This window comes from Hanamia caeni (genome assembly GCF_003721595.1).
GTDB lineage: Bacteria > Bacteroidota > Bacteroidia > Chitinophagales > Chitinophagaceae > Ginsengibacter > Ginsengibacter caeni.
Window position 1 is genome coordinate 25,963 of record NZ_RJJR01000002.1, and the last position, 25,776, is coordinate 51,738.

The 25,776-nt window shown below is 39.2% G+C and carries 22 protein-coding genes; 9 read left to right on the forward strand and 13 right to left on the reverse strand.

Going from position 1 to position 25,776, the window contains the following annotated elements:
- The gene (locus tag EFY79_RS03265; RefSeq protein ID WP_158605137.1) at positions 1-2,568 is read right to left on the reverse strand and encodes a lamin tail domain-containing protein; all 2,568 of its coding nucleotides are present in this window, start codon (positions 2,566-2,568) and stop codon (positions 1-3) included.
- Positions 2,569-2,678: 110 nt separating this feature from the next.
- On the opposite strand from EFY79_RS03265, the gene EFY79_RS03270 reads away from it, so the two are divergent.
- The gene (locus tag EFY79_RS03270) at positions 2,679-3,707 is read left to right on the forward strand and encodes an aspartate-semialdehyde dehydrogenase (protein WP_123119261.1); all 1,029 of its coding nucleotides are present in this window, start codon (positions 2,679-2,681) and stop codon (positions 3,705-3,707) included.
- Positions 3,708-3,799: 92 nt separating this feature from the next.
- On the opposite strand, the gene EFY79_RS03275 is transcribed toward EFY79_RS03270, so the two are convergent.
- From EFY79_RS03275 to EFY79_RS03285, 3 genes are all read right to left on the reverse strand, one after another.
- Positions 3,800-5,098 carry a pyridoxal phosphate-dependent aminotransferase gene (locus EFY79_RS03275; RefSeq protein WP_123119262.1) on the reverse strand — a complete coding sequence of 433 codons (1,299 nt, stop codon included), beginning with the start codon at positions 5,096-5,098 and terminating at the stop codon, positions 3,800-3,802.
- Between the two features lie 333 nt (positions 5,099-5,431).
- Positions 5,432-7,243 carry an acyl-CoA dehydrogenase family protein gene (locus tag EFY79_RS03280; RefSeq protein WP_123119263.1) on the reverse strand — a complete coding sequence of 604 codons (1,812 nt, stop codon included), beginning with the start codon at positions 7,241-7,243 and terminating at the stop codon, positions 5,432-5,434.
- 5 nt (positions 7,244-7,248) lie between these two features.
- Complete coding sequence (locus EFY79_RS03285; protein WP_123119264.1) at positions 7,249-7,689, reverse strand: MarR family winged helix-turn-helix transcriptional regulator; 441 nt, start codon at positions 7,687-7,689, stop codon at positions 7,249-7,251.
- Positions 7,690-7,799: 110 nt separating this feature from the next.
- Here EFY79_RS03285 and EFY79_RS03290 point away from each other — a divergent pair, with 110 nt between their 5' ends.
- The 4 genes from EFY79_RS03290 to EFY79_RS03305 all read left to right on the forward strand — a co-directional run bounded on the left by EFY79_RS03290 (position 7,800) and on the right by EFY79_RS03305 (position 10,743).
- Entirely contained in the window at positions 7,800-8,960 is a 1,161-nt protein-coding gene (locus tag EFY79_RS03290; protein ID WP_123119265.1) for a glycosyltransferase, read from the forward strand.
- Positions 8,961-9,034: 74 nt separating this feature from the next.
- Positions 9,035-9,250, forward strand: coding sequence for a hypothetical protein (locus EFY79_RS03295; RefSeq protein ID WP_148041842.1), 216 nt, complete (start codon positions 9,035-9,037; stop codon positions 9,248-9,250).
- Positions 9,235-9,624: a type II toxin-antitoxin system VapC family toxin gene (locus EFY79_RS03300; protein ID WP_123119267.1), complete on the forward strand. Its 390-nt coding sequence runs from the start codon at positions 9,235-9,237 to the stop codon at positions 9,622-9,624. The genes EFY79_RS03295 and EFY79_RS03300 overlap by 16 nt, the downstream gene beginning before the upstream one ends.
- Positions 9,625-9,660: 36 nt before the next feature.
- Entirely contained in the window at positions 9,661-10,743 is a 1,083-nt protein-coding gene (locus tag EFY79_RS03305; protein ID WP_123119268.1) for an ABC transporter permease, read from the forward strand.
- Between the two features lie 7 nt (positions 10,744-10,750).
- On the opposite strand, the gene EFY79_RS03310 is transcribed toward EFY79_RS03305, so the two are convergent.
- A complete protein-coding gene (locus tag EFY79_RS03310) occupies positions 10,751-11,239 on the reverse strand; it encodes a SixA phosphatase family protein (protein WP_123119269.1) in 489 nt (162 codons plus the stop codon).
- 173 nt (positions 11,240-11,412) lie between these two features.
- On the opposite strand from EFY79_RS03310, the gene EFY79_RS03315 reads away from it, so the two are divergent.
- Entirely contained in the window at positions 11,413-12,732 is a 1,320-nt protein-coding gene (locus EFY79_RS03315) for a gluconate:H+ symporter (protein WP_123119270.1), read from the forward strand.
- A gap of 75 nt (positions 12,733-12,807) precedes the next feature.
- On the opposite strand, the gene EFY79_RS03320 is transcribed toward EFY79_RS03315, so the two are convergent.
- From EFY79_RS03320 to asnS, 4 genes are all read right to left on the reverse strand, one after another.
- Positions 12,808-13,347: an ORF6N domain-containing protein gene (locus tag EFY79_RS03320; protein WP_123119271.1), complete on the reverse strand. Its 540-nt coding sequence runs from the start codon at positions 13,345-13,347 to the stop codon at positions 12,808-12,810.
- A gap of 27 nt (positions 13,348-13,374) precedes the next feature.
- Complete coding sequence (chrA, locus tag EFY79_RS03325) at positions 13,375-14,595, reverse strand: chromate efflux transporter (protein ID WP_123119272.1); 1,221 nt, start codon at positions 14,593-14,595, stop codon at positions 13,375-13,377.
- 76 nt (positions 14,596-14,671) lie between these two features.
- Positions 14,672-15,616 carry an isopenicillin N synthase family dioxygenase gene (locus EFY79_RS03330; protein WP_123119273.1) on the reverse strand — a complete coding sequence of 315 codons (945 nt, stop codon included), beginning with the start codon at positions 15,614-15,616 and terminating at the stop codon, positions 14,672-14,674.
- Between the two features lie 355 nt (positions 15,617-15,971).
- Entirely contained in the window at positions 15,972-17,411 is a 1,440-nt protein-coding gene (asnS, locus tag EFY79_RS03335; RefSeq protein WP_123119754.1) for an asparagine--tRNA ligase, read from the reverse strand.
- A 282-nt stretch (positions 17,412-17,693) separates the two neighbouring features.
- Here asnS and rho point away from each other — a divergent pair, with 282 nt between their 5' ends.
- Entirely contained in the window at positions 17,694-19,349 is a 1,656-nt protein-coding gene (gene rho / locus EFY79_RS03340) for a transcription termination factor Rho (protein WP_123119274.1), read from the forward strand.
- A gap of 25 nt (positions 19,350-19,374) precedes the next feature.
- Here the strand turns inward: rho and EFY79_RS03345 are convergent, their stop codons facing one another.
- From EFY79_RS03345 to EFY79_RS03355, 3 genes are all read right to left on the reverse strand, one after another.
- Positions 19,375-20,193, reverse strand: a complete 819-nt coding sequence (locus EFY79_RS03345; RefSeq protein ID WP_123119275.1) for a hypothetical protein — start codon at positions 20,191-20,193, stop codon at positions 19,375-19,377.
- On the reverse strand, positions 20,190-20,948 hold the full coding sequence (locus EFY79_RS03350; protein ID WP_123119276.1) for a UDP-2,3-diacylglucosamine diphosphatase: 759 nt from the start codon (positions 20,946-20,948) through the stop codon (positions 20,190-20,192). The genes EFY79_RS03345 and EFY79_RS03350 overlap by 4 nt, the downstream gene beginning before the upstream one ends.
- Positions 20,949-21,124: 176 nt before the next feature.
- Complete coding sequence (locus tag EFY79_RS03355) at positions 21,125-21,634, reverse strand: c-type cytochrome (protein WP_123119277.1); 510 nt, start codon at positions 21,632-21,634, stop codon at positions 21,125-21,127.
- Between the two features lie 207 nt (positions 21,635-21,841).
- On the opposite strand from EFY79_RS03355, the gene EFY79_RS03360 reads away from it, so the two are divergent.
- Positions 21,842-23,089: a hypothetical protein gene (locus tag EFY79_RS03360; protein ID WP_123119278.1), complete on the forward strand. Its 1,248-nt coding sequence runs from the start codon at positions 21,842-21,844 to the stop codon at positions 23,087-23,089.
- Positions 23,090-23,273: 184 nt separating this feature from the next.
- Entirely contained in the window at positions 23,274-23,747 is a 474-nt protein-coding gene (locus EFY79_RS03365; RefSeq protein WP_123119755.1) for a pyridoxamine 5'-phosphate oxidase family protein, read from the forward strand.
- 44 nt (positions 23,748-23,791) lie between these two features.
- On the opposite strand, the gene EFY79_RS03370 is transcribed toward EFY79_RS03365, so the two are convergent.
- Positions 23,792-25,678, reverse strand: a complete 1,887-nt coding sequence (locus tag EFY79_RS03370; protein ID WP_123119279.1) for a chloride channel protein — start codon at positions 25,676-25,678, stop codon at positions 23,792-23,794.
- Positions 25,679-25,776: the final 98 nt, after the last annotated feature.

Here is a 25,776-nt window from a genome sequence, read left to right on the forward strand (position 1 = left end):
TTAATAAGATTTCCTGGCCAGCACGATAGCGTTTTTAAATTGTTTTTTGCGGCCGTCTTTATTAAAGATTTCTGTAAAAATGATGTAAATCCCCTGCGGTAATTTTTTTCCTTTGTCATCCAAACCATCCCAGCGAAAATAGCCTGTAAGCCCGCTTAGGGAATTTTTTTCAAGGAATCGTACCGGCCTTCCGGAAGCATCAAAGATGGTGATATTAGCTACATTGCCCGGAGAAGGAAAGCTATAGTTTATAGTAGCAAAATCTTCATTGCCGTCATTGTCCGGAGAGAATATTGAAGGTGTAACGGTAATGGTTGCACGAAAATCATCACCACTAAAGAACTGCGAATTTTTATAACCCGGCGTGCCATATCCCGCCGAGGCGGCAGCAGAATGAAAATTATTCTGAACAGAAGGCGCGTCATAATTTATTCTTTCCAAAGAAACACCTTTGGTATTATGCATCAGTTGAAAATGCCATTTGTCTGAATAGCTTACCTCATCAATGATGCTTCCCTGGTTATTTAAAATGATTACATTTCCTTTATCACTGGGAAATGATGGAAGCGACGTGGCTTTAATAAACGCATCAGCGTTGGCCATCACATATTGGCTTTTAACGAAGGAAGGATCGGTAGTAATTACGAGGAAATCTTTCGGAAAAAATAAAATTTGCTGTGCTGACAAAGGTGCGATGCTGCTCACAGTGTTACTACTGTTCCTGTTTGCGATGGATACTTTACTGAGGTCAATTATTTTAGCTGAACGATTGTAAAGCTCCACATAATCGACGCCGTCTTCCAGGGGATTGAAAAGGATTTCATTAATTACAATGTCAAAAGAATCGGCATCCTGCGGCAGCCCGAATCTTGCAGAATTATCTAATCCGATAATATTTCCTGCACAGTCTGAAATATTTTGGGCAGACACGGTATAAATTTTTTCGGAGATGATGGCATTGTTCAGCGATACATTAACCTTAGTAAATAATGGCGGAATAGCAACCGCATCGATTGCTGATAGATTATTGTCGAAAATAAAATTGTGCAAAGAACCTGCTTGCAAACTGTCCACAGGTTCATCAAATGTTAACGTAATCGTTTTATTATCGTCAGCAAAAGCACGTAACAATTTCGGTTTGCTCTCATCGGCATTGATCCCATCTACTGAATTCTTCTTTCCCGGAGTACCGCCATTTGGGGATTGACTGCTTTTCCAGTTAGTGGTAGTGTTGCATGGGTTTTTTGTATCTGCCATTTCCAGCGACCACCCGCCGCTTTTTTTCAACTCATTTTGATGCCATGCCGATGAATATTGAACCGCGTGAATTGTTTTTCCGTTCTGATCAAATAGAGAAAGTATTTCTCCATCATTATCCAGAGAAGGAAATCCTGAAATACCAACTGCATTTCCATATTGCGCTAAAGCAACTGCTGCTGGTGAAAAACACACAACCAGGAAACTATCGGGCTGAAGAATGTTGGAAGGAAGAAATCCTCCTGCGCTGCCGTCGCTGATTTTCCACCCGCTCAGGTTTAAGGGGAATGAACAAATGTTTTTGATTTCTATCCATTCAAAATCGGGCAAACCCACAGATGGAGTTGGGTCGGCAAAAATTTCATCAATGACCACATCATTTCTTTTAGCGCTGTAGAAGCTAAAAGGCGTGGTTGCCTGCGTGATTACATTACCTTGTAAATCTTTGATATCATTTACTGTTAACGTGTATGCGTAACCGTTAGTAAATGAATTGGAAAAAACAAGATGAACTAAAGATGGATTTTGCAAATCCGGCATAACGGTTTCAGGCATTCCTAAATTATTACTTGCCGAAAAATTGGAAAATAAGAGGCTTGAAGGGTCAACCGGCTCATCAAAAAGCACATCGATTTTTGTGGGGGAAATTGCAACTGCGGAAATAATTTTTGGAGCACTGGTATCAGGCTCATAATTTTTTATTTCAACATCATCTATAAAATGTTTTCCAACAAAGGAAGAGGAACTTTGCTTGATAACAAAGCCACTCCATGTAGAAGTCGTGTAAGTAGCATCCATCGCTGCTCCTTCATTATACCATGAGTTTCCCGTTCCTGAAAGGTCGCGATACAACAACCATTTTCCCGAAGCGTCACGGGTCACCTTTATTTTACAGATGTTATTGCTGTGGTTCAACGCTCCGTCTTCGCCATCAATAATTTTTTCAATTAATCCGCCTTTATCTCTGCGATACAGAGAAATTTCATCTTGGGTGTTTCCAATTCTTACAAAATATCCTTCGGCATCATTACTGTTAATCTGCTGTAAAGATGAAGTGAGATAAAAGTCAACATAATTGGCGGAAGAAGGGTTAAAAGAAAGCCTTATCCAAATTTCCCATTGTGCGCCCACACAAAGATGGTTTTCTGAGGCAATCGAAAATGTTTTGTTTTCGGTAGAATCAATAGCTTGAAGTTGAGCGTTGGGGTTTATGATAAAAGAAGCGGTATCGCCCGACCATGCAGAGTTGGAAAAGTAACGGAAATTAAAATTTTCACTTATTTGTCCCTTTACTGCTGTATGAATTAACATGAAAATACATAGGAAATGCAACAACTTTTTCTGCATAATCAGTAGCTTTGAATTTAAAGATAAAGACTTTATGCTTTTCTTTGCATTCAAACTTAAAAATTTAATCAAAAATGAAAATTGCAGTGGTGGGCGCTACCGGGCTTGTAGGCAGCAAAATGTTGCAAGTGCTCGAAGAAAGAAATTTCCCGGTTACAGAATTAATTCCTGTGGCTTCTGAAAAATCTGTTGGGAAGGAAGTAATTTTTAAAGGTAAAAAATATAAGGTGGTTTCTGTGGAAGATGCCATTGCCGCCAGGCCTGACATTGCATTATTTTCAGCGGGTGGAAGCACTTCTCTTGCGCTGGCTCCCAAATTTGCTGAAGCTGGCACTACCGTAATTGATAATTCATCTGCATGGCGCATGGATGCTACAAAAAAACTCGTAGTCCCCGAAGTGAATGCTGATGTTCTAACCAAAGAAGATAAAATTATCGCCAATCCAAATTGCTCAACTATCCAGATGGTGTTGGTTTTAAAACCGCTTAATGAGAAATATGATATTAAAAGAATAGTGGTTTCTACTTATCAAAGCGTTACCGGTACTGGTGTAAAAGCAGTGCAGCAGATGGAAAATGAAAGAAATAATGTGAAAGGTGAGATGGCCTATAAATACCCGATTGATAAAAACGCGCTTCCTCATATTGATGTTTTTTTGGAAAATGGCTATACTAAGGAAGAAATGAAAATGGTAAATGAAACCCGGAAAATAATTGGCGATGATTCGATTCAGTTGACTGCCACTTGCGTACGCATTCCTGTAGTAGGCGGGCATAGCGAAAGTTTGAATATAGAATTTGAAAACGATTTTGACCTTGATGAAGTAAGAAAAATCTTATCAAATGCGCCGGGAGTAGTGGTTCAGGATGACGTGGAAAATTTCGTTTATCCCATGCCGTTATCTGCCCATGAAAAAGACGAAACTTTTGTAGGCCGCATCCGGCGCGACGAATCACAGCCGAAAACACTGAACTGCTGGGTAGTAAGCGACAACCTGAGAAAGGGCGCAGCAACCAACGCTGTGCAGATAGCAGAATACCTGTTGGAAAAAGGACTGGTGAAAGAAGCTGTCAGCCCGCAACTCACTTCTGCCGACGCGTAAATTTTTTTTGAAGGATTTTAAAAGGTATTAGCAGTTTTGGTTCTGTTACTACCTTTTTTGCTTTCCGGCGCCTGTAATTAAATTAGTGTCTATTAATGCAAATTATCCAGAGCTTCCTTTAGTTTGGAAAACATCTCAGGAATCTCTTCTTTCCGGCAAGTGCCAACGCTTAACCGGTACCAGTCTGAATCTTTTGCTGCGCCAAAGGCATAAAATGGAACTACAGCCAATTTTGCATTTTCCAGGATGTAAGTAGTTACTTCCGATTGGGTAGAAAGTAAATTGCCATTATTTATGGTTCGTTTACCGGTAAGGCTTAATTGAATGGTAAGATAAATCGCTGCCTGGGGCGCACACGCAGCCACTGCATAACCTTCAGATTTCAATTGCATAAATCCATCATAAATAAGTTGCAATCTTTCCTGTAGTTCTTTCCTGAAAACAGAAAGATAATCATCAACCACCTCTTTTTGAACCAAAAATTTTGCTGTGGCGTTTTGCTCTGCCATGGGGCTCCATGCACCGAGGTGGCTGTTGATGGCTTTCATCTTCGATAACACCCATTCAGGTCCCAATGCCCAGCCCACTCTTACTCCGGTGGAAGCAAATGCCTTGCTGATGCCATCAATAAAGATGGTATATTTTTTCATTTCCGGCCTCAGGCTAACGGGATTATAATGCCTGGTTTCGCCATAGGTGAGCATCCAATACATTTGGTCATACATTACATACAATTTCTTTTCCTCCTCTCCCCTTCTATTGTTTTCCGCCAAAACCATGTCACAGATTTTTTCCAGCTCTTCTTTTTGAAAAACCGTTCCCGTCGGATTTAAAGGGGAACACAGTGCAATTAAAACTGCGTCGTGAACATGAGGCTGTATGTCTTCTGCAGTTGGCATAAAATTGTTTTCCGCTGTGGTTTCTATTACCTGGTGTTTTCCTTCGGTAAAATGCACATAATGATTATTATTCCAACTGGGTACAGAATAAATCACCTTATCGCCCCTGTCGACGATAGCGCGGTAAACGGTATAAATCAAAGGCCGGCCGCCTGCAGCGATTAATATTTCATTGGTTTCAAAACGCAATCCTTCACGGTCGTTAATAAATTTTGAAACCGATTCTCTTAATTGAATGATGCCGTCTGCCGGAGGATAAGTAGTTAATTTATTGCGGTAAGCATTTACAATCTCATCTTCGAGTTTTTGAGGGATAGGAAAAATTTCCGCATCAAAATCACCGATAGTAAAATTGTAAATTGTCTCGCCACGCTTGATTTTTTGTTTTATTTCACCCCCGAGCCTTACGATTTCGCTGCCAACAAGCGTATTGGCAAGCTGGCTTAATTTTTCTTCTTTTTTTACGTAGGGTGTGGAATTAACTGTTGACATGTTCGACGTTTATCATAAATATAACTCAAATCTATTGCAATTTTTCTGTCAGAAGCCTGGCAAAGGAATAAAGAAAATTTAAAATCGGGAATAAAATCTGATTGAATGGATGCGTAAAGTGTGTATCATTTTAAAAAATAGAGTCGTAAAACCATTACAATAAATGTTTAAAAATTCAGAAAGATTATGACAAAAAAAACCGCTTATTTGTACAATAAGCGGTGGCCTTTAGCAACGGCAAAACTACCAGTTTCCAACATTTAAAAACCAAAATAAAAAATTAAATTATTTATCCATTCACTGTAGCTGATGAACCTGAGTAAGGTTCAGAATTTAAAACACATATTTTCCTTCTTCAATCAGTTTATCCGCAATCATGCGGCGCGCATTTTTACTATTGAAGGGCTCTGTTTTGGTAAACCGTTTCAAGCCCAGCAGCATCATTTTTTGTTCATCGCCTTCGGCAAACGCATTGATAGCTTCCTTTCCGGCTTTGGCCACTTTATCTGCAGCGTCATTCAAATAGCATTTGATCATGGCAATTTGAACTTTTGCATTTTCTTCGCCGGTTTTATCTGTGAGTTTAATAACACGAAGCAACATGCTTTCTAAAACAAAGGTTTCGATAGCCATGTCGGCGATGTTCATAATTATTTCTTCTTCACTGCTCAGGTCTTTCATCAACTTTTGTACCGCAGCGCCAGCCACCATAAGGATGCATTTTTTAAGATTGGATATTACTTTACGTTCTTTTGAAAAAGCACTGTCGTCATCGTTGCCAAAATCAGGAATGCTCATCAATTCTTTTTGAACATTCATCGCAGGGCCCATCAAATCAAGCTTCCCTTTCATGGCTCTTTTCAGTATCATATCCACCGTAAGTAACCGGTTGATTTCATTTGTGCCTTCATAAATCCGGTTTACACGGCTATCTCTGTAAGCCCTGCTGATATTGTATTCATCACTAAAGCCCACTCCTCCATGAATTTGAACGCCTTCATCCACTACAAAATCCAGCACTTCGCTTCCATGAACTTTTAGAATGGCACACTCTATTGCAAATTCTTCTGCGGCACCAAGAAGGGCTTCATTAAAGGGTTTTCCGTCAGCGAGCAATTCTTCTTCTTTTTCATCTATCCACCTGGCAGTGCGATACAGAGCGCTTTCATCAGCGAAAATTTTAATGGCCATTTCTGCCAGCTTGTGTTTAATAGCTCCAAAATTGGCAATTGCGGTTTTAAACTGCTCCCTGTTTTTTGCATACTCTATTGAATTAGCCAATGCAAGCTTAGCGCCGCCCATGGCTGCTGCTGCCAATTTTAGCCGCCCAATATTTAGAATATTGAATGCAATGATATGCCCGCGGCCAATTTCACCCAACACATTTTCAATAGGTACCTTGCAATCCTGGAAATACAATTGCACTGTAGATGAACCTTTGATTCCCATTTTATGTTCTTCAGGGCCACGGGTAAAACCTTCAAAATCACGTTCCAAAATAAAAGCGGTAAACCCTGCCTGTCCGGTAGGCAGGTTTTCGCCGTCTACTTTTGCGAAAACGGTATAAACATCGGCAAAGCCACCATTTGTAATCCAAATTTTTTGTCCGTTTAATAAATAATATTTTCCATCTTCCGAAAGTGTTGCGGTGGTTTTGGCCCCTAATGCATCGCTTCCGCTGCCAGGCTCGGTTAATCCGTAAGAACCCTTCCATTCGCCGGTGGCGAGTTTGGGAATATATTTTTTCTTTTGTTCATCGGTGCCAAAATATAAAATTGGCAAAGTGCCAATACCGGAATGGGCACTCATGGCCACACTAAATGAATAGCCGCCACCCAATCCTTCACTTACTAACGTTGAGGTTACAAAATCTTTTCCCAGCCCTCCCAAATCTTCGGGCACCGAAGCGCTTAATAATCCAAGCTCTCCGGCCTTTTCCATAAGCGACGGCATGAGGCCCGGCTCCAGTTTATCAATGCGGTCGACTATCGGATAGATTTCTGTTTTTAAAAACTGCAGGCACATGTCTAAAATCATCAATTGCTCCTCGCTAAAATCTTCCGGCGTGAAAGTATCATTGGCGTTATATTCTTTAATAAGCCACTCTCCGCCTTTTACTGAAGTATTGCTGATAGTTGTATCCATAAAAGTTATTTTAAATTTTCATAAACGATTTGAAGAACTTCTTTGGCAACTTCGATTTGTACGTTGGTAACGCCTTCGAGCGCCTCATTCAGTGTCAGATTGGCCACTTCCATCGTAGGTTGCTCCAGGTTTTTTGCTTCCTTCGTGAGAAAGATGATATTGCTGCGCCTGTCATTTTTTGAAGCAACCCGTCTCACCAATTTGGATTTTTCCAAATTATCTACCAGCCTTGTAATACTGGGTTTGTCTCTGAAAGTAGCTTCACATAATTGCTGCTGGCTTTGGCCATCCTGTTTCCATAAATGATATAAAACGCTCCACTGCTCAATCGTAATCTCTATTCCGGCATCCTTAAAATTCTTTTGCAGCCGTCTTGCAACCGCCGTGGAGGCTTTGCCTGTTATAAAGCTGTATAATTCTCCCCTTTTAAATTGGTTGTTTAGCATATAGTTGTTTATGCAACTATACAAATCTAACTATTCCGTTTGGTATTAAAAAATTATTTTTGCCAGCCATGAATTCAATTAAATAAGGCTACTCCAACAATAAGCTTTTCATGCTTTTAATTTCCATTACCATTATTTTATTTATTCCGTATGTGTGGCTGATGCTTTATTACAGGAGTGCCTGGAAAAAAATTCCGGATTTCGTGGCTGCTGAAAACGCATATAATGAACTTCCTTTTATTTCTATCATTATTGCTGCGCGAAATGAAGAAAAAAATATTGGGAAATGTATCCAATCCATTCTTGACCAAACCTATCCTGCGGAAAAGTATGAAATCATTGTAACGGATGACCATTCAACCGACAAAACTGTTTCTATAATCCAATCTTTTCAAAAGAATAATATTCAGGTTCTTCATCTGGCCGATTTTATTTTTGGGCAAAAAATTAATTCTTACAAAAAGAAATCAATAGATACTGCGCTGCAATTTGCCAAAGGAGAATTGATAGTTACGACGGATGCAGATTGTATAGCTCCCCCAAAATGGTTAGAAACGATAGCGCATTTTTACAAACAAAAATCACCTGTATTTGTTGCTTTACCGGTAAATTTTACTAATTCATCAATCAGCCATTCACTTTTTAAAAAACTTTTTAAAGTCTTTCAATCGCTTGATTTTATGACGTTGCAGGGAATCACGGGAGCGTCTGTTTTTAAAAAAGTTCATGTCATGTGCAATGGTGCGAATCTGGCCTACCAAAAAGAAGTTTTTTTTAAAGTCGGGGGATTTGTAGGGGTTGATAAATTGGCAAGTGGCGATGACATGTTGCTGATGCAAAAAATTCAGGCGCAATATCCGGATGAGATTTCATTTTTAAAATCAAAAGAAGTTATTGTAAACACTGCCCCGGCAGAAACTTTAAAAGATTTTATGAACCAGCGGATACGGTGGGCAAGCAAAGCAGGAAGCTATACAGATAAAAAAATAATTTCGGTGTTATTGCTGGTTTACCTGCTAAATGTATGGCTGTTTTTTTTAGGAATATTATCCTGCGTATATTCAGAAGTATTTTATCTTTTCATCCTTTCGGTGATACTGAAGACTGTATCTGAGTTGCTTTTCATGTTGCCGGTTGCTCAATTTTTTGATAAGAAGAAACAGCTTTGGTGGTTTCTTCTCGCACAACCTTTTCATATTTTATATACGGTAATGGCAGGCTGGCTGGGCCAATTCGGAAGCTACCAATGGAAAGGAAGAAAGGTAAAGTGAAATCTAATTGTAAAATTCAGGACAAAAGTCAAAAACCATAATTTATAATGTAAATTTGATTATAATTTTTTCTCATGGAGAATACAATGATTATACAATTAACCAATGAAAAAGCTGCAGGGCTTATTCACGAACTGGAAGAACTTCATTTGATAAAAGTGATAAAGCAAAATGCTTCTTCAAAAGGTTCCAAACTTTCTGAAAAATATAAAGGAATTATAAACAAAGAGCAGGGAAAACTTCTGCAGAAACATATAAATCAAATGAGAAATGAATGGAACAATACTTAATTGATACAAACGTTGTCTCTGATTATTTTTCAAATTCATTTGCTATAAAAGCCATCCGTTTTTTAGATAATATTATTGATTCGGTTCCAAATCTTTCTGTTATTACACAAATTGAACTTCTTTCCTGGAAAATTGACAATTCTATTGTGGTTAAAATAGAGGATTTTATTACCGACAGTACCATTCATAATATAGATTCAGAGGTGGTTAAACGCTGTGTTGAATTAAGAAGGAATAAAAAGATAAAAACCCCTGATGCTATTATTGCTGCAACGGCCCTGGCAAAAAATTATACAATAATTACCAACAATGAAAAAGATTTTGCAAACATTGAAGGCCTAAAAATTATAAATCCTCATAGGCTAAATGCGTAAGTTGCAGGCATAAAAAACTTTTCTACTTTTATCGCGATGCAGCAATCGTTTTCCTTTTCACAAAATGCATGGCGGCGCCTGAAAAAAAACAAAGGCGCCATGGCCGGGCTGTTGATTATTTGTCTGGCTGTATTTATTGGAATCTTTGCTTATTACCTGGGAAACGATTCCACACCCAATGCTGACAGGCAGATAGTTGAAATTATGGCCGCCCGCCCGGGATTCAGCCAGCAGTTTCTTCGGATAAAAAAAGAAAAACATATTGAATCAACCGGTTTTTTTAAACGCTTGTTTTTTGGAAAAGAAGACAGATACATTTACTTGCCCATAAATAGCTATCAGCTTAGGGGTGATTCTATTGTGGTTGAAAAATTTATTGATGAAGGGTTGCAGGAAAAACAAGTATATGCAAAAAATGAAGTGGCTCCTTCCGGTTTTATAGAAAGAAAAACTTACTGGCTGGGCACCGATACCTTTGGCAGAGATATATTAAGCAGGCTTCTTGTTGGAGTTCGTGTAAGCCTCGCCGTTGGATTGATTACCGTGCTGATTTCACTTTCTATCGGCATTATCCTGGGCGCATGGGCCGGTTATTTTGGAGGTAAAACCGATAACGTAATAATGTGGTTTATCAATGTAATATGGAGTATGCCTACGCTGCTTTTGGTATTTGGTATCACGCTAACATTGGGAAAGGGTTTTTGGCAAATTTTTATCGCCGTAGGATTAACGATGTGGGTAAGCGTGGCGCGCGTGGTGCGCGGGCAGGTAATTGCGCTTCGGGAGCTGGAATACATACAGGCGGCGAAGGCCTTGGGTTTAAAAAATTTCCGGATTATAGTAAGGCATATTTTGCCTAATGTATTGGGGCCCGTAATTGTGATTGCTGCTGCCAATTTTGCGAGTGCTATCATTATCGAAGCAGGCTTGAGCTTCCTTGGGGTGGGTATTCAGCCGCCAACACCCAGTTGGGGGTTGATGCTAAAAGAGAATTACAATTTTATTATAACTCACCGCCCCGCTTTAGCGCTGGCGCCTGGCATCGCTATTATGATATTGGTACTTGCTTTTAATTTATTAGGCAATGGATTAAGAGATGCTTTGGATGTAAGAGGTTAAAATTTTTTCAGGAATTTTTAGGAAAATCAAAAAACAAAAATTCCTTTTCTGCAATCTGCAATTCGTTCCAATGCGTTGATTTTATTTTAAACGCATATACCGCACAGGTGGGCATATCATATACCGGGTGGCAATCAAGCGAATTTACGAATTGGGTTATCCCGGGATTGTGAGAAAAAAGCGCAATGCAGTTTGCTTCGTCCTCAACGCTTTCAATTACTTCGTAAAAGCTTTTGACTGAAGGCTCATACAAAGCGGGTATTACTTTCAAATTATTTTTTTGCGCAGCTAATTCTTTCATAAAAATGCTTGCTGTTTTTTGCGCACGCGCTGCCGGGCTTGAAATAAATAAATCAATTGTAATATTTTTTTCCACTAAACGGATTGTCATATTTTTTGCATCCGTTTTTCCCTGTTCGGTGAGCTTTCTGTCAAAATCGATAAGAGAATTGTCCAAGCCGCTTTTTGCATGGCGCACCATCAGAATAATTTTCATAAGTATTTGTTCATTTACTGTAAAACGTCTTAATCCCTCAATTCATTGAAAGTTAACAGCAAATGTCTTTTATTTTAAATAACAGCATTCCAAAAAAATATAGCATCTCAATTGCTGATTTCTGTTATCTTTAAAACCTTAGCGTTTTTGCCTGGTTCATTAATTTTCATTGTATGCCTTTATTGCTTTGCGTTTCCGCAATTTTATTATTGATAATTATGGTGGTGTATTTTAAGCTTGACACCTTTATCTCTTTTCTCATTGTCAGCATTTTGCTTGGGATAGCGGTTGGCATGGATATCCGCCACATATCCTCTTCTGTGACGAAAGGGATAGGAAACACGTTGGGCCCATTGGTAATTATCCTCGGTTTTGGCGCCATGCTTGGCAAGCTGGTAGCTGATAGTGGCGCGGCGCAACAAATTACTGCCTCGCTTACCAAAATATTTGGAACAAAAAATATTCAATGGGGAATGGCACTGGCGGGATTGATTATCGGTATCCCATTGTTTTATACAGCCGGTTTCATTGTAGTGGTGCCGTTAATATTTGCTATCGCTGCCACTACCGGCTTGCCGTTGCTCTATATTGGCGTGCCGATGCTGGCCGCGCTTTCGGTAGCTCATGGATTTTTGCCACCTCATCCTTCGCCCACGGCTATCGCTGAACAGTTGCATGCGAGCATCAGCAAAACTCTAATTTATGGAATCATTATAGCCATCCCTACTATTACACTTGCGGGGCCTTTGTTTGCAAAAACCTTAAGAAAATACCGTCCTTCACCCTCAAATACTATTTTTCAAATTGAATCAATGCCTGAAAGTAAATTACCCGGCATTGGCATTAGCCTGGTAACCGCTTTGATGCCCGTGATTCTTTTGACAGTTACCGCGCTTATGACCTTTTTTGTTTCCCCGGAAAGTTTTTTGGGGAAAATTATCCAATTCATTGGCGACCCCAATATCGCTATGTTGCTTTCTGTATTGATTGCCGTTTATTTTTTGGGTACGAAAAAAGGATTTACCATCCCTGTAGTAATGAAGAAGCTGGAAGATGCATTTAAGAGCATCTCTGTAATTTTATTGATTATCGCCGGTTCAGGAATTTTCATGCAGATTATGAGTGATGGAGGCGTAAGCATTTACATTGGCCATATCCTGGAAGACATGCAATTATCCCCATTGGTTTTAGGCTGGCTGATTGCGGCAATCATCCGGGTTTGTATTGGCTCCGCTACTGTGGCGGGGCTTACTACTGTCGGCATTATGATGCCGATTTTAGGCGTCAATCAACACATCCGCCCGGAATTGATGGTGCTTTCAATCGGAGCGGGAAGTCTGATGTTCTCGCACGTGAACGATGGAGGTTTTTGGTTGTTTAAAGAATATTTCAATTTAACCATCCGGCAAACTTTTCTTACCTGGACGATGATGGAAACGATAGTTTCTATTACAGGGTTGATAGGAGTTTTGGTATTAAGTAATTTTGTTTGAGTTTGTGAATTATTGCGATTTAAATTTTACAACAAACTTATTTCAACCCTTGCTGAATAATTCTAATAAAGAATATTATTCATAATTTTTAAAGCCTATCTTATTTCTGGGCGGTGATGGCTTTTGTTGTTTCTCGATTAATTCCTTTAATACAATGAAAATATTTTCAATATCGTTGTTGTTTCCTTTTACCTCTTTTTCAAGTTTGGCGAGCTGTAATAATATTTCTTTATTGGTTAACGCAAACTCTCGCATTTTTGTAAATACTCTTATAATTCTGATGTTTACTTCTATTGCGGTATTACTATTTAAAATGCTAGACAACATCGCTATGCCTTGCTCCGTAAAAGCCATTGGATTATATCTTGTGCCTCCCCAACTTGAGGTGCCAATTTGGCTCCTCAAGTTTTCAAACTCTTTCGTTGAAAGTTCAAACATGAAATCTTTAGGAAACCTGCTTTTATTACGTCTTACCTGTCTTTTTAATTGTTTTGTTTCAACACCATACATTTCTGCAAGATCATTGTCAAGCATAACTTTTTCACCTCGAAAAACATATATTTTATTAAGAATTTTTTGTTCTGCGACTAAAACCTGTAATTCTTTCTTTGCCATTGCATTTATTTTTGTAATGTAATTTCTTCAAAATATAAAACCAATGAGCAAACAGCCCAAAACGATAAAAGGCGCCGGTATTTTGGTGAAGGTGAGTAAATAAAAAGTGCCCACGATTACGATAAGATTTACAAAGCTTACCGTATTCAGTTCTGTTATTGAGATGTCTTTTACAAGATATAAAAAAGAACCCCACATAATTCCGACTACTACCGCATTAATGCCTTCAAGCGAGCGGTATACAACTACATATTTTTTCAGAATTTGCCATACAGGAAAAAAGAACAATACAAGCAACGCACTTGGTAAAAAAATAAAAATGCATCCAATAATACAACCGATTATTTGCCACGTAGTGCCATAATCCCGCAACACCATTCCTCCAATGTACGAGGTAACTGAAAATACAGGCCCCGGAATGGCGCGTACAATTCCCCAGCCCGTAAGGTATTCTTCTTTATCAAGATAATTTGATTTTTCACGGGTTACATATTGCTCATACATCATAGGCATCAGCACATCGCCACCTCCAAAAACGAGGCTTCCATAGCGATACATATTTTCTGTAAGATTGTACGCTCTTTTATGTTGCCAATTCTGCTTACGCGCCGTTTCACTTAAAAAACCTACGATTAGAAAAATAAGAAGAAATAGCCAGATGTTTGTCCATTTGATATGCCTCGGCTTTATGTTTTCTTTTTCAGGAAAGCGTTTATCGCTAAAGTTGGTAACTACCCCGCCAAGCACAATCAAAATAGGAAATACCCAGGGTGTTTTAAAAAATAAATAGGTGCCAATAGCGCCGACAACCATGATGAAAAAAGTGATGGTGTTTTTAATGGAAACCTTAAACATTTTAAAAGCTGCAAAAGCCACAAATCCTACCGCCATCGGTTGGATGTAGGAAAACAGGTCGAGGTTTACGTGATAGCTGTTGATGTAATAAAATAAAAATGAAAACAGCGCCATTAATATGCTTGCGGGAAATATCCAAATCAATAGGGTAAGTATTGCCAGCGGAACGCCGCCCCGTTTATAGCCGATTAAAGTGATGGTTTGCGTAGAGGAAGCGCCGGGTAAAAGCTGGCAAAAGGCCACGTATTCCATTAACTCAGATTTGGTAACATCCCTCCTGCCTTCAACAAATGTTTTCATCATCATGCCCAAATGCCCCTGCGGACCGCCAAAGGCGGAAATAGTATAATAAAAAACAGCTTTTAAAAATGGAATGTGCCGTCGCAGTATCATCAAATATTTTTTTTATAACAAGCGTTTTCTGCGAGGGCTTAACAGATGTTACATAAAGTTCTTATCATGCAGAATGTTATTTTTTTAAACCTATTTCTCTTAAGCGCTCATCAAGGTATTCACCGGCAGTAATATCCTCAAAAGCTTTTGGATGATTTTCATCGATACATTCTTTCAGTGCCGAAAGATCCATTGAAGATTTCGGATGAAGAAAGAAGGGAATCGAAAACCGTGATGTATGCCACAATTCGCGCGGCGGATTTACTACGCGATGAGTCGTGCTTTTTAATTTATTATTGGTGAGCCGTTGCAACATATCACCCACATTTACAACAATCTGGTCTTCTAATGAAGTTACCGGAACCCATTTATTTTGTTTGTTCAATATTTCAAGGCCACTGGCAGAAGCCCCAACGAGTAAAGTAATTAAGTTAATATCCTCATGCTGTTCGGCCCGAATGGCGCTTTTTGGCTCCGTCGTGATAGGAGGATAATGTATGGCCCGCACTATTGAATTGCCTTCTTCTACCTTGTCATCAAAAAAATGTTCATCCAGTCCGAGGTAAAGTGCGATTGCCTGCAAAAGGAGTTTGCCTGATTTTTCAAAAGCCCGGTAAGCATTAAACAAGGTTTCATTAAAGCCTTCAATGTCATTCACTTTTACATTGTCCGGGTATTCAGGCTTTAAGAGATGGTCGTTTGGAACGGTTTGGCCATATTGAAAAAATTCTTTTAAATCGGGCGCCTCGCTCCCCTTGGCATGCTCTTTTCCGTACGAAGTATAACCCCGTTGCCCTGCCAGGCCTGGTATTTCATACGACTTTTTCTTTTCTGCCGGAAGCGAAAAAAACTCCTGTACATATTTGTAAAGCTTCTCAATCAGTTCATCAGAAATGCCATGATTTTTCACAGCCACAAAACCAACCTCTTCAAATGCTTTTCCCAGTTGCGCTACGAAAGAATTTTTTAGCTCCGGATTTTTGCCTGTAAAATCAGACAAATCAACTGCTGGTATCGTCATTGATTTTATAGTTTATGTTAATAACGAAAGTGTATAAGTCACTGTCAAAGTACAAAGAAAATTCTTTATCTAAAGGTATAGCTATTATTTTTTTTATTTTTTGCTTTGCAGCAAGGTCTTTACAAATCCATGGGAATATGTTATTGGTAAACAACCCAAAATCTTTTTAGAAATATTTTTCTAAAAACAAAAAATTATGCCATCGCACATTGCAATTCTTTTAAAAAATATCCGGCAGAATGTAAACCCGTCGGTTAAAATTTTTTACGAAAATCCGGACAGTGAAGGAAGAAATAAACCGGTTTTTATTTTTCCAAACAGTAAACAAATAAGTAAGGCAGATTTTTATTTTTATCTAAAACTCTACATTCTTCGGGAATCTTGGAAAAGGAATCACATCGCGGATATTAGTCATGCCGGTAACAAATTGAATCAATCTTTCAAAGCCCAATCCAAAACCTGCGTGCGGAACCGTTCCGAACCTCCGCGTATCCAGATACCAACTCATTTCTTCAACAGGAATATTCATTTCCTGCATTCTATTTTCTAAAACTTCCAGCCTTTCTTCTCTTTGCGATCCTCCCACAATTTCGCCTATTCCCGGCGCCAGAATATCCATAGCCGCTACTGTTTTGCCATCATCATTCTGGCGCATATAAAATGCTTTGATCTCTTTCGGGTAATTGATAAGAATTACCGGCTTTTTAAAATGTTTTTCAACTAAATATCTTTCATGCTCACTCTGCAAATCAATGCCCCAGCCGGAAATTGGATAATGAAATTTCTTCTTTTTATTGGCAGGAGAATTTTGCAAAATATCAATGGCTTCTGTGTAAGTAAGCCTTTCAAAGTCATTATTCACAACAAATTCGAGTTTCTCAATCAGGCTCATTTCGCTGCGTTCGCTCTGCGGCTTTTGTTTTTCTTCTTCCGCAAGTCTTGCTGCAAGGAAATCGAGGTCGTCGCGGTTATTGTCAAGTGCGTATTTAATAATGTATTTGATAAATTCTTCCGCAAGGTTCATGTCATCTTCCAGGTCTGCAAAAGCCATTTCCGGCTCTATCATCCAAAATTCTGCAAGATGCCGGGCTGTATTGGAATTTTCAGCCCGAAAAGTAGGGCCAAAAGTATATACATCTCCCAGGGCCAGCGCAGCAAGCTCTGCTTCCAGTTGGCCACTTACGGTAAGATTTGCGGCTTTACCAAAAAAGTCTTCTTTATAATTAATGGTTCCCTGGTCAGTTTTTGGAATATTTTCCAAATCAAACGCTGTCACGTGGAAAGTTTCCCCCGCGCCCTCTGCATCTGAAGCCGTAATGATAGGTGAATGCAAATAGATGAATCCTTTTTTGTTAAAAAAATCGTGGATGGCGAAGGCCAGGGAATGTCTTACCCTGAAAATGGCGCCAAACGTATTTGTACGGAACCGGAGATGAGCAATTTCACGCAAGAACTCCAGGCTGTGTTTTTTCGGTTGCAGTGGAAACTTTTCTGCATCACTATCGCCAAGCACTTCCAATTGTTCTGCCTTTAATTCAACCTTTTGGCCTTTTCCCAGCGAGGCAACCAGCGTTCCGCTCACTTTCAGCGCCGCTCCGGTTGTGATTCTTTTTAACAAAGCGTCATCAAATTTTCCTAACTCAATCACTATCTGAAGGTTGGCATTTGTACTTCCGTCGTTTAGCGCTATAAATTGATTATTTCTAAAGGTTCTAACCCATCCCATTACTGTTAACTGGTGGTTAATTAATTGTTCCGCCAGCACTTCTTTAATACGAACTCTTTTATCTGCCATTTCTTTCATTTATATTCGCAAATATAAAGTAACAAATAAATTTTCTGGTCTAATCCTTGCTGAGACAGTATTAAAGAGATAAGAACTCCTGATTTAATTGTGATTTGAAGAAGAAAAAAATTTATTTTTTATTATTTTAATGTAATATTGCATCAGATTAAAGCTGACTAATTTTCCTTTACTACGGTTACATCAGTATTAACAGAATCCATTCCATTATAAATATCAAAATTAAGAGTTCAATTTCAAGCGCGTTTTTGACTATAATCTATAAGTCTCTTTATGTACGACATTTTACAACTGAACGATATGCTCGTTCCGGAACTGCTCGATATAGCTGAGCAGCAAGAAATAACCGACACTAAAAATTTACAAAAACAGGAACTAATTTATAAAATTCTTGATAAACAAGCATCCATGGTCCCAAATGACAAAAAGGAAACGATAACCGAACGTCCTAAAAGAAAACGTATCGTAAAATCTCCCGCTAAAAAACAAGCTGCTGAAGAAGCGCCTGTTGCAGAAGAAAAGGAGAAGGAAATCAAAGCCAGGAAAACTGAAGAAAAGAAGAAGCCTGCTGCCAAAAAGCAAAAGGAAGAAGCGGTTGAAAAGCCTGAGTTGGATTTTGAAATGGGTGAAGATGATGATGATGAAGACGAAAAAGTAGAACACCTGGCTGATCCAAAGACGATTGCGCCGGCATTGATAGAACTTTTGAAAAACGAGGATGAGGAAGAAGAAATGAATTTTGAAATTCCCACTAACGGCCATCAGCACCATCCTAAAAGTTTTCAAAAGAAAGAACCTGCGTTTAACATTGAGTTTGACGGAATTATTTTAGCAGAAGGCGTATTGGAAATGATGCCTGACGGATACGGCTTTTTAAGAAGCAGCGACTACAACTATCTTTCATCACCGGATGATGTATACGTTTCTCCTTCACAAATAAAACTTTTTGGATTAAAAACGGGAGATACCGTTTACGGCTCGGTTCGCCCGCCAAAAGAAGGTGAAAAATATTTCGCCCTTTTGAAAGTGGAAACCATTAATGGACGAGGCCCAGATGAAGTTCGAGACAGGGTTCCCTTCGATTATCTTACGCCTCTTTTCCCCTTCCAGAAATTGAATTTATTTTTAGGCGCAAATAATTATTCTACACGAATTATTGATTTATTCACTCCTATTGGTAAAGGCCAGCGCGGTTTGATAGTTTCCCAGCCTAAGACTGGTAAAACCATGTTGCTGAAAGAAATTGCCAATGCCATAGCTGCCAATCATCCTGAATGCTACCTGATGATTGTGCTGGTAGATGAAAGGCCTGAAGAAGTAACCGATATGGAAAGAAGCGTGAAAGCCGAAGTGATTGCTTCTACTTTTGATGAGCCTGCAGAAAAGCATGTAAAAGTCAGCACGATGGCGCTGCAAAAAGCAAAACGTCTGGTAGAATGTGGCCACGATGTGGTGATATTGCTGGATAGCATTACGCGTTTGGCAAGAGCGCACAACACGGTTTCTCCGGCCAGTGGCAAGGTATTATCCGGCGGTGTGGAAGCCAATGCGATGCAAAAACCGAAACAGTTTTTTGGCGCTGCCCGAAAAATAGAAAATGGAGGCTCACTTACGATTATTGCAACTGCGCTCGTGGATACAGGAAGCAAAATGGATGAAGTAATCTTTGAAGAATTTAAAGGAACGGGTAATATGGAATTGCAACTGGACAGAAGATTGTCAAATCGCAGAATATTCCCTGCCATTGATATCGTTTCTTCTTCTACAAGAAGGGATGATTTGCTGTTGGACAAAGATGTGCTGCAAAGAATGTGGGTATTACGGAATCATTTGGCAGATATGAATCCTGAAGAAGCGATTAATACGCTGATGAAAAATATGAAGGGAACAAAGGACAATGCGGAATTTCTGACTTCGATGAACGGGTAGTAATAATCTCTTATAAACTTAAAATCTACGGCAAAGAATACTCAGAAACTTTGCCGTTTTTTAATGCATATATTTTCCGGTTTGCTATTTTAATGGAGGCGCTGTTTTGCAATTCAGGCGGCAGTGAAAATGTGGAAACACCGGGCAGCGGAGGGGTATATTTATACAAATTATTTCCATCAAATCCATAAATTGTTTTTCCAAAAACTTCAAGATTGCTCCAGTTTAAAAAAGGCAATCTGCTTTTGAAGCTGCCATAATAATCAAAAATATAAACTCCTTTTTCGGGGTCATAAAGATACACAAAGCCATCGCGGTCAATTATCGTTTTTGGCTCGGGAACAGAATCAAAGAGTAACCGGAAGTCAACGGTTTCAGACAATATATTTCCATTATCATCCATCTTTTTTAACTTATTATCCTGCTCATCAAAAAGCCAGATGTTGTTATCATAAGAGCTGGTAACCGCATGGACCAAGAAGATATCATGCTTCCGCAAATTGACGGCTGTCACTATTTTCAGGTATTTATCCAGCAATACGATTGTTGAGTAATTCTGATAAAATAAAATTGCTTTCCATGGATTTTCAGCATCTACGTAAGTCAGTTTCCCATATTGGGTTACCTGGTTGAAAACGCCCACCGAATCGCCATTTTCATCGTATTTTTTTAATTGATTTTCCGGCGTGATAAAATAAAGCGCTCCAATGTTATCGACCGTGAAAGAGGCAACCGGGTAATCATATTCTTTTAAAAAATGAAAAACAGTATCGCTTTGACTGAAAGCCTTTTTTATAAATGGCGATGAAAATAGCATAAGCAGAACTATAAATATTCCTTTCATGGCTTATAATATTTAAGCGATACTTTTCCATTTTCAAAAACTGCATAACTATCGTAATGAATCCAATCTCCGAGGTTGATATACACGCTATTTTTATCCAGTTGATGAACAATAGGCAAATGGCGATGGCCAAAAATGAAAAAATCGAAATGCTTTTCTTTCAGCTTTTCTTTGGCATAAATAATCAGCCATTCTTTTTCTTCGCCTAAAAAAGTTTCTTCTTCTTTTGCTGCTGAGGCCCTGCTTTTCCGGCTAAAGTAATCTGCCATCCCTATGCCTGTTGAAGGATGCAACATTCCAAAAAGCTTTTGCGAAAGTTTGTTCCTGAATATTTTTTTCATGAATTTATAACGATGATCACCGGGGCCGAGTCCGTCGCCGTGGCCGATTAAAAATGTTTTGCCATCAAATTCATACTCTTTCGGTTCGTGTGATACATCAATGTTCAGCTCTTTCTCAAAATATCCATTCATCCACATGTCGTGATTGCCGACAAAAAAATGTATTGCAATTCCGCTATCAGTGAGCTCTGCCAATTTTCCCAGGATTCTTACAAAGCCTTTCGGAACTACTTTTTTATATTCAAACCAAAAATCAAAAAGATCGCCAAGAATAAAGATTATGCCTGCATCGCTTTTAATTTCATCAAGAAATTTTACAATTTTTTTTTCCCGCACAAGGCTCGATGGCTGGTCCGGAGACCCTAGATGAAAGTCTGAAAGAAAGTATATTTTTTTTCCCGGTGGTAATACCATGATAATTTAAGAACCTAAACACTTATTATTATCGTGCAAGATTGACACTAAAATTAAAAATAAAAAAATGAATTATTTCCTGCTCTACTGATTCGCTCAGGCAGCGTTGCTTTTATTGAACAAAAAAACCGGGTGCTATAATTTGCAGCCCGGTTTTTTATCTGAAAATCAAAAAATTATTTTACGCCATCATTTTCGCGCATAAATTCTAAAACGTTTCTCGCATCATCATCACTAAGGTTTTGATTAGGCATACGCACCATACAAATTTCGAGCATAGCCTGTGCCTTAGGATCTTTATCAATCATATCATCTGTGTTGGTAACAAAATTCATAATCCAGGTGGGTGTGTGCCTGGTGGTAACGCCTTTCCATCCCGGGCCTACTAATCTTTCATCGGTAAGCTTATGGCAGGATGAACATTTTAGTTCGTAAAGCTTTTCGCCTGCCTCGGCTTCCTCTTTATTCAGTTTATCGCTCACCTGTACATCCTTAAATTTACCTTCTCCGCGATGAGGATCGTAAGGAGGGTTTTCAGAAGACGCTCCTGCAGCGGCGCCTGTATCGCTTGTGGCTTCAGTAGCCTCAGCAGAATTGCTAGCACTTTTATCTCCCGAACCGCCGCAGGAGACTGCTAAAACTGCTAAAGAAAGAACTAAGGAAAAGAAAATAAATAATTTTTTCATAGCTTTTAGTGTTTAATTTTGAATTTAAATTACAATATTAAGATATTAATTTTTAAAGTGATTAAGAATTAGTAAACCAAATTATCTACACAAATTCATTTACAAAAAGCAAACCATACTATTCATTTGGTGGGGTATTTCCCTATGTGCCAAAAAGATTTTTAATAATTTCAAAGGTGTAGAAATTGATTAATACCAAGTAAAGTAATGGAAAAAAATCTCTTCAGAACAAAGCAATGGGTACAGGTTGCTTTAATCAATTTTTGCGTGGTTGCGTCTGCCGGCCTTACCATGCGTTATAAAATTAAGTTTTCGCTCCCGTTTGTAAACCAGCAAAACCTGATGCACGGGCATTCCAATTTTGCTTTTGTAGGCTGGCTGGCCATAGCGCTTATGACGTTGATGGTGAGGTACCTGGTGCGGAATAATATTCAAACAAATTATAGAAAATACAACCTCATTTTGGGGATTGATGTAGTGACCTGTTATGCGATGTTTATTTCTTTTATCATTCAGGGGTATGCTTTCTGGTCTATCACTTTTGCCTGCGTCACGATTTTAATCTCGTACTTTTTTATTGTTTTTTATTGGCGTGATCTTAATAAAGTACGTGACGCCGGTTTTTCCAGAAACTGGCTTAAAGCCGCGTTATTGCTGTGGGCGTTTTCTTCGCTGGGTGCTATTTTCCTTGCCTATCTTATGGCCAATAGTATAACGATTCAGGAACTTTATTTTGGCGCGCTTTATTTTTTCATGCACTTTCAATATAATGGCTGGTTTTTGTTTGTATGTTTTGGCGTGTTCTTTTCTTATATGCACCGCCTGGGATTATTTCGCTTTGCTTTATTAAGCAAAAGGCTTTTTATAATAATGATAATCACTGTTATTCCCACTTATTTTTTATCTGTGCTATGGCTCAAGCTTCCGCCGGTTCTTGAGTGGATTGCAAATGTTTCTGCGTTTGTTCAGCTACTGGTGCTCGTTTATTTTTTCCGGATAATTTCTGTTTTCAAAAATAGTAAAGACATCAAATTTAATATCGTTACCCGGTGGATATGGGCACTTTCGTCCATTGCATTTATTTTGAAAATAATTCTGCAGGTGCTTTCGACAATGCCTTTTCTTAGCCACTTTGCGTTTGGTTACCGGCCTGTAGTGATTGGTTACCTTCACTTGTCGTTTGTCGGAATTATCAGCCTTTTTATTCTAGGATATATCAATGAATTTATTCATCGTTTTCGCGGAAAGGTTAGCGGAATTGGATTTCTTGTTTTCGTAACTGGTTTTATCGTGCAGGAAGTGATTTTAATGCTGCAGGGATTAGAAGCTATGAATGTAGAACCCATAAAAAGCGCTAACATTATTTTGTTTTTCTGCGCTGTGGCAATGGTTACAGGCCTAGTATGGATAACTACCGGGATAATACGCACACCAGAAGAGGAAAGAGCCCGGTGATTTTTTGCAGAAAAGAAAATCTATTTATTTGCGCTTTCACTACCATTGATTGATTCTTTTTAACTTTTTGATTCTAAAACAAACGGCGAAAAATTTTGCTGTACATGATTGGCATCATTGGGCTGGCTGTTATTAATCATTTTGCCAAAAACCGCCACAGGTTATCTTTATAAGAAAGATGTCTATGATAGAATCATTGTCTGATCAGGAAATAATGAATGTTGTTTCCAATAGCGTAATAGGAAGGTTGGGATGTCACGCTGATGCAACAACCTATGTTGTACCTATAAGTTTTGCATACGATTCCGGCTATATTTATGCCCGCTCTTTTGAAGGAATGAAAGTAAAAATGATGCGGCAGAATCCTGAAGTTTGCTTCCAGGTGGATGAGATGCAAAGCATGGCCGATTGGAAATCTGTAATCATGTGGGGCACTTTTGAAGAATTGGAAAAGAAAGCTGACAGAGAAATGGGGTTGAAAATATTGTTGTCAAGGATTTTGCCCAATGTATCCAGCGAAACCGTAAAGTTCACACCTGAATGGCCTTTTGCCAGTGAGAACCTGTCGGAAATAGAAGGCATTGTTTTTAGGATCCGCATTCGCGAAATGAGCGGCCGGATGGAAAAGCCAAATGCTGACTTATTCAAAAACTGGTAACACAAGCGCGTTGCCTGTAGCTGTATTGCGGGGAAAAGTTTGCATTAATTTTTTCTATTGATCAGGTTAATAAGCTGATTACCTCTTACCAGAATCTTCAAGCCATTTCTTTTAAGGGAGATAGACGGTTGTTTGGTCATATCGTTTTCCGTATCTTTTTTATAGGCCGAAAGAATGTCTTTGTACGAAAGAATTCCGGTAACCTTATTATCGTCTGAAATGATAGGCAGCAGGTCAATATTTTCTCTGGCCATCATTTCTACCGCTGCCCGCAATGAGCTATGAGCGCTAATAGAAATATTATTTCTTTTTATCAGGCTTCCCACCGGTTTTGTGGTATCATGATGATTGCTCCAAAGATTGGATGAACTTATCGTCCCCATAAATTCATTGTTTTTGGAAGTGACGATAAAATAATTGCTGTTGTATCCACTTTCCTGTTCCAGCCATTCCCTTACTTCGCCTATCGTATTATCCTCGCTTAAAATAAGCCCGTCATCACACATTACCTGGCCAACAGAAATATTGTCAAGGATGTCCGGTTCAAAAGAATCAGGTGTTTTTACGCCCCTGCGGGTAATTTTTTCGGTCATGATGGTGCTTTCCATCAGAAAAAATGAAACAAAATACGCAGCAATGCTTCCGGCAAGCAGAGGCAATAATGCGTTGGATTGGCCGGTGGCTTCCAGGGCAAATACAATGGATGTCAACAAAGCACGCGAGGCGCCCGCAAACATGGCAGACATGGCCACAAGCGCTGCAAGGGAAAGCGTAATGCCTGAATGAGGAAATAAACGCAAAATCACATGCGCTATTAAAATTCCGGCAGCGCCTCCTATTGTAAGCAAAGGCGCCAGCGTTCCGCCCGAAGTGCCGCTGCCCAGCGCTATAGCCCATGAAACAAATTTAAAAATACACAAAGAAGCAACAACGCTTAGTGTGAGATTACCCGACAACACATCGGTGATGTTTTCATATCCTACGCCGAGAGTTCGTGGTGCAAAGTAACCAATCACTCCCACAAACAAGCCGCCAATGGCGGGATACCACATCCAGTGAACGGGAATTTTTTCAAAAGTATCTTCTATCCAATACACAATTTTTGTGGTAAACACGGCTACAAAACCCATAATTAATCCCAGAATGCTGTAGGTAAAAAGTGCGGTGTTGGAAGCCAGTGCAATTTCATGACCTACGGGAAAAACGGGGCCCTTTTCAAACAGAAAATGGTGGCCCGCGGCGCCTGTAATGCAGGCCATGGTTACCGGAATGATAGAGCGGGGAGAAAATTCGAATAATAATAATTCTATCGCAAGAAAAATTCCTGCTATCGGCGTTCCGAATATAGCCGCCATCCCTGCTGTAGCCCCGGAAGCCAGTAAAATTTTTCTTTCATTATGTGAAATGCGGGCAATTTGCCCAAGTGTAGAACCTAACGCGCCACCCGTAGCGATAATAGGGCCTTCCGCGCCAAACGGTCCGCCGCTGCCTATGGCAATAGCGGATGAAATTGGCTTCAGGTAAGTGATGGTTGGCTTTATTTTGCTTTGGTTTATTAAAATTTGTTCCATTGCTTCAGGAATGCCATGGCCCCTGATAGCCTTTGAGCCATACAATGCCATGAACCCGACAATAATGCCACCGGCCGCCGGAATCAAGATTACCCACCAGCCCATTGTGTTTGCAGCCGGTGTAATATGGGCAATGGAAAACCGCCCATAAAACGAAACATTGGTAATAAAATAAATTAAATAGATTAAAAACTTAGCGATAAAGCTAATAGCGATGGCAACGCTAATGGCCATCAGGCAGATAATAAAAATCCTTCTTTTGTTGGAATCCGAATAGGGCTTAACACTTTCGCCGACTAATTCAGGCGCTAATGAAACGGAAATAGGAATTCCTTTTTTTAATTTTTCTTTTTTGATCATCGGTTTTTAAAAACGGTACAAAAATAGGATTGCGCGAAATTACTTTTGAAGAAAGCACTGCCCAAACTCAGTTTACCAGCAAAATTAATTCCTGTATT

What these genes read in the sequence shown, in the direction of transcription:
- EFY79_RS03265 (WP_158605137.1), bottom strand. Translation starts at nt 2,568, where the DNA reads ATGTTAATTCATACAGCAGTAAAGGGACAAATAAGTGAAAATTTTAAT.
- EFY79_RS03270 (WP_123119261.1), top strand. Translation starts at nt 2,679, where the DNA reads ATGAAAATTGCAGTGGTGGGCGCTACCGGGCTTGTAGGCAGCAAAATG.
- EFY79_RS03275 (WP_123119262.1), bottom strand. Translation starts at nt 5,098, where the DNA reads ATGTCAACAGTTAATTCCACACCCTACGTAAAAAAAGAAGAAAAATTA.
- EFY79_RS03280 (WP_123119263.1), bottom strand. Translation starts at nt 7,243, where the DNA reads ATGGATACAACTATCAGCAATACTTCAGTAAAAGGCGGAGAGTGGCTT.
- EFY79_RS03285 (WP_123119264.1), bottom strand. Translation starts at nt 7,689, where the DNA reads ATGCTAAACAACCAATTTAAAAGGGGAGAATTATACAGCTTTATAACA.
- EFY79_RS03290 (WP_123119265.1), top strand. Translation starts at nt 7,800, where the DNA reads ATGCTTTTAATTTCCATTACCATTATTTTATTTATTCCGTATGTGTGG.
- EFY79_RS03295 (WP_148041842.1), top strand. Translation starts at nt 9,035, where the DNA reads ATGGAGAATACAATGATTATACAATTAACCAATGAAAAAGCTGCAGGG.
- EFY79_RS03300 (WP_123119267.1), top strand. Translation starts at nt 9,235, where the DNA reads ATGGAACAATACTTAATTGATACAAACGTTGTCTCTGATTATTTTTCA.
- EFY79_RS03305 (WP_123119268.1), top strand. Translation starts at nt 9,661, where the DNA reads ATGCAGCAATCGTTTTCCTTTTCACAAAATGCATGGCGGCGCCTGAAA.
- EFY79_RS03310 (WP_123119269.1), bottom strand. Translation starts at nt 11,239, where the DNA reads ATGAAAATTATTCTGATGGTGCGCCATGCAAAAAGCGGCTTGGACAAT.
- EFY79_RS03315 (WP_123119270.1), top strand. Translation starts at nt 11,413, where the DNA reads ATGCCTTTATTGCTTTGCGTTTCCGCAATTTTATTATTGATAATTATG.
- EFY79_RS03320 (WP_123119271.1), bottom strand. Translation starts at nt 13,347, where the DNA reads ATGGCAAAGAAAGAATTACAGGTTTTAGTCGCAGAACAAAAAATTCTT.
- chrA (WP_123119272.1), bottom strand. Translation starts at nt 14,595, where the DNA reads ATGATACTGCGACGGCACATTCCATTTTTAAAAGCTGTTTTTTATTAT.
- EFY79_RS03330 (WP_123119273.1), bottom strand. Translation starts at nt 15,616, where the DNA reads ATGACGATACCAGCAGTTGATTTGTCTGATTTTACAGGCAAAAATCCG.
- asnS (WP_123119754.1), bottom strand. Translation starts at nt 17,411, where the DNA reads ATGGCAGATAAAAGAGTTCGTATTAAAGAAGTGCTGGCGGAACAATTA.
- rho (WP_123119274.1), top strand. Translation starts at nt 17,694, where the DNA reads ATGTACGACATTTTACAACTGAACGATATGCTCGTTCCGGAACTGCTC.
- EFY79_RS03345 (WP_123119275.1), bottom strand. Translation starts at nt 20,193, where the DNA reads ATGAAAGGAATATTTATAGTTCTGCTTATGCTATTTTCATCGCCATTT.
- EFY79_RS03350 (WP_123119276.1), bottom strand. Translation starts at nt 20,948, where the DNA reads ATGGTATTACCACCGGGAAAAAAAATATACTTTCTTTCAGACTTTCAT.
- EFY79_RS03355 (WP_123119277.1), bottom strand. Translation starts at nt 21,634, where the DNA reads ATGAAAAAATTATTTATTTTCTTTTCCTTAGTTCTTTCTTTAGCAGTT.
- EFY79_RS03360 (WP_123119278.1), top strand. Translation starts at nt 21,842, where the DNA reads ATGGAAAAAAATCTCTTCAGAACAAAGCAATGGGTACAGGTTGCTTTA.
- EFY79_RS03365 (WP_123119755.1), top strand. Translation starts at nt 23,274, where the DNA reads ATGATAGAATCATTGTCTGATCAGGAAATAATGAATGTTGTTTCCAAT.
- EFY79_RS03370 (WP_123119279.1), bottom strand. Translation starts at nt 25,678, where the DNA reads ATGATCAAAAAAGAAAAATTAAAAAAAGGAATTCCTATTTCCGTTTCA.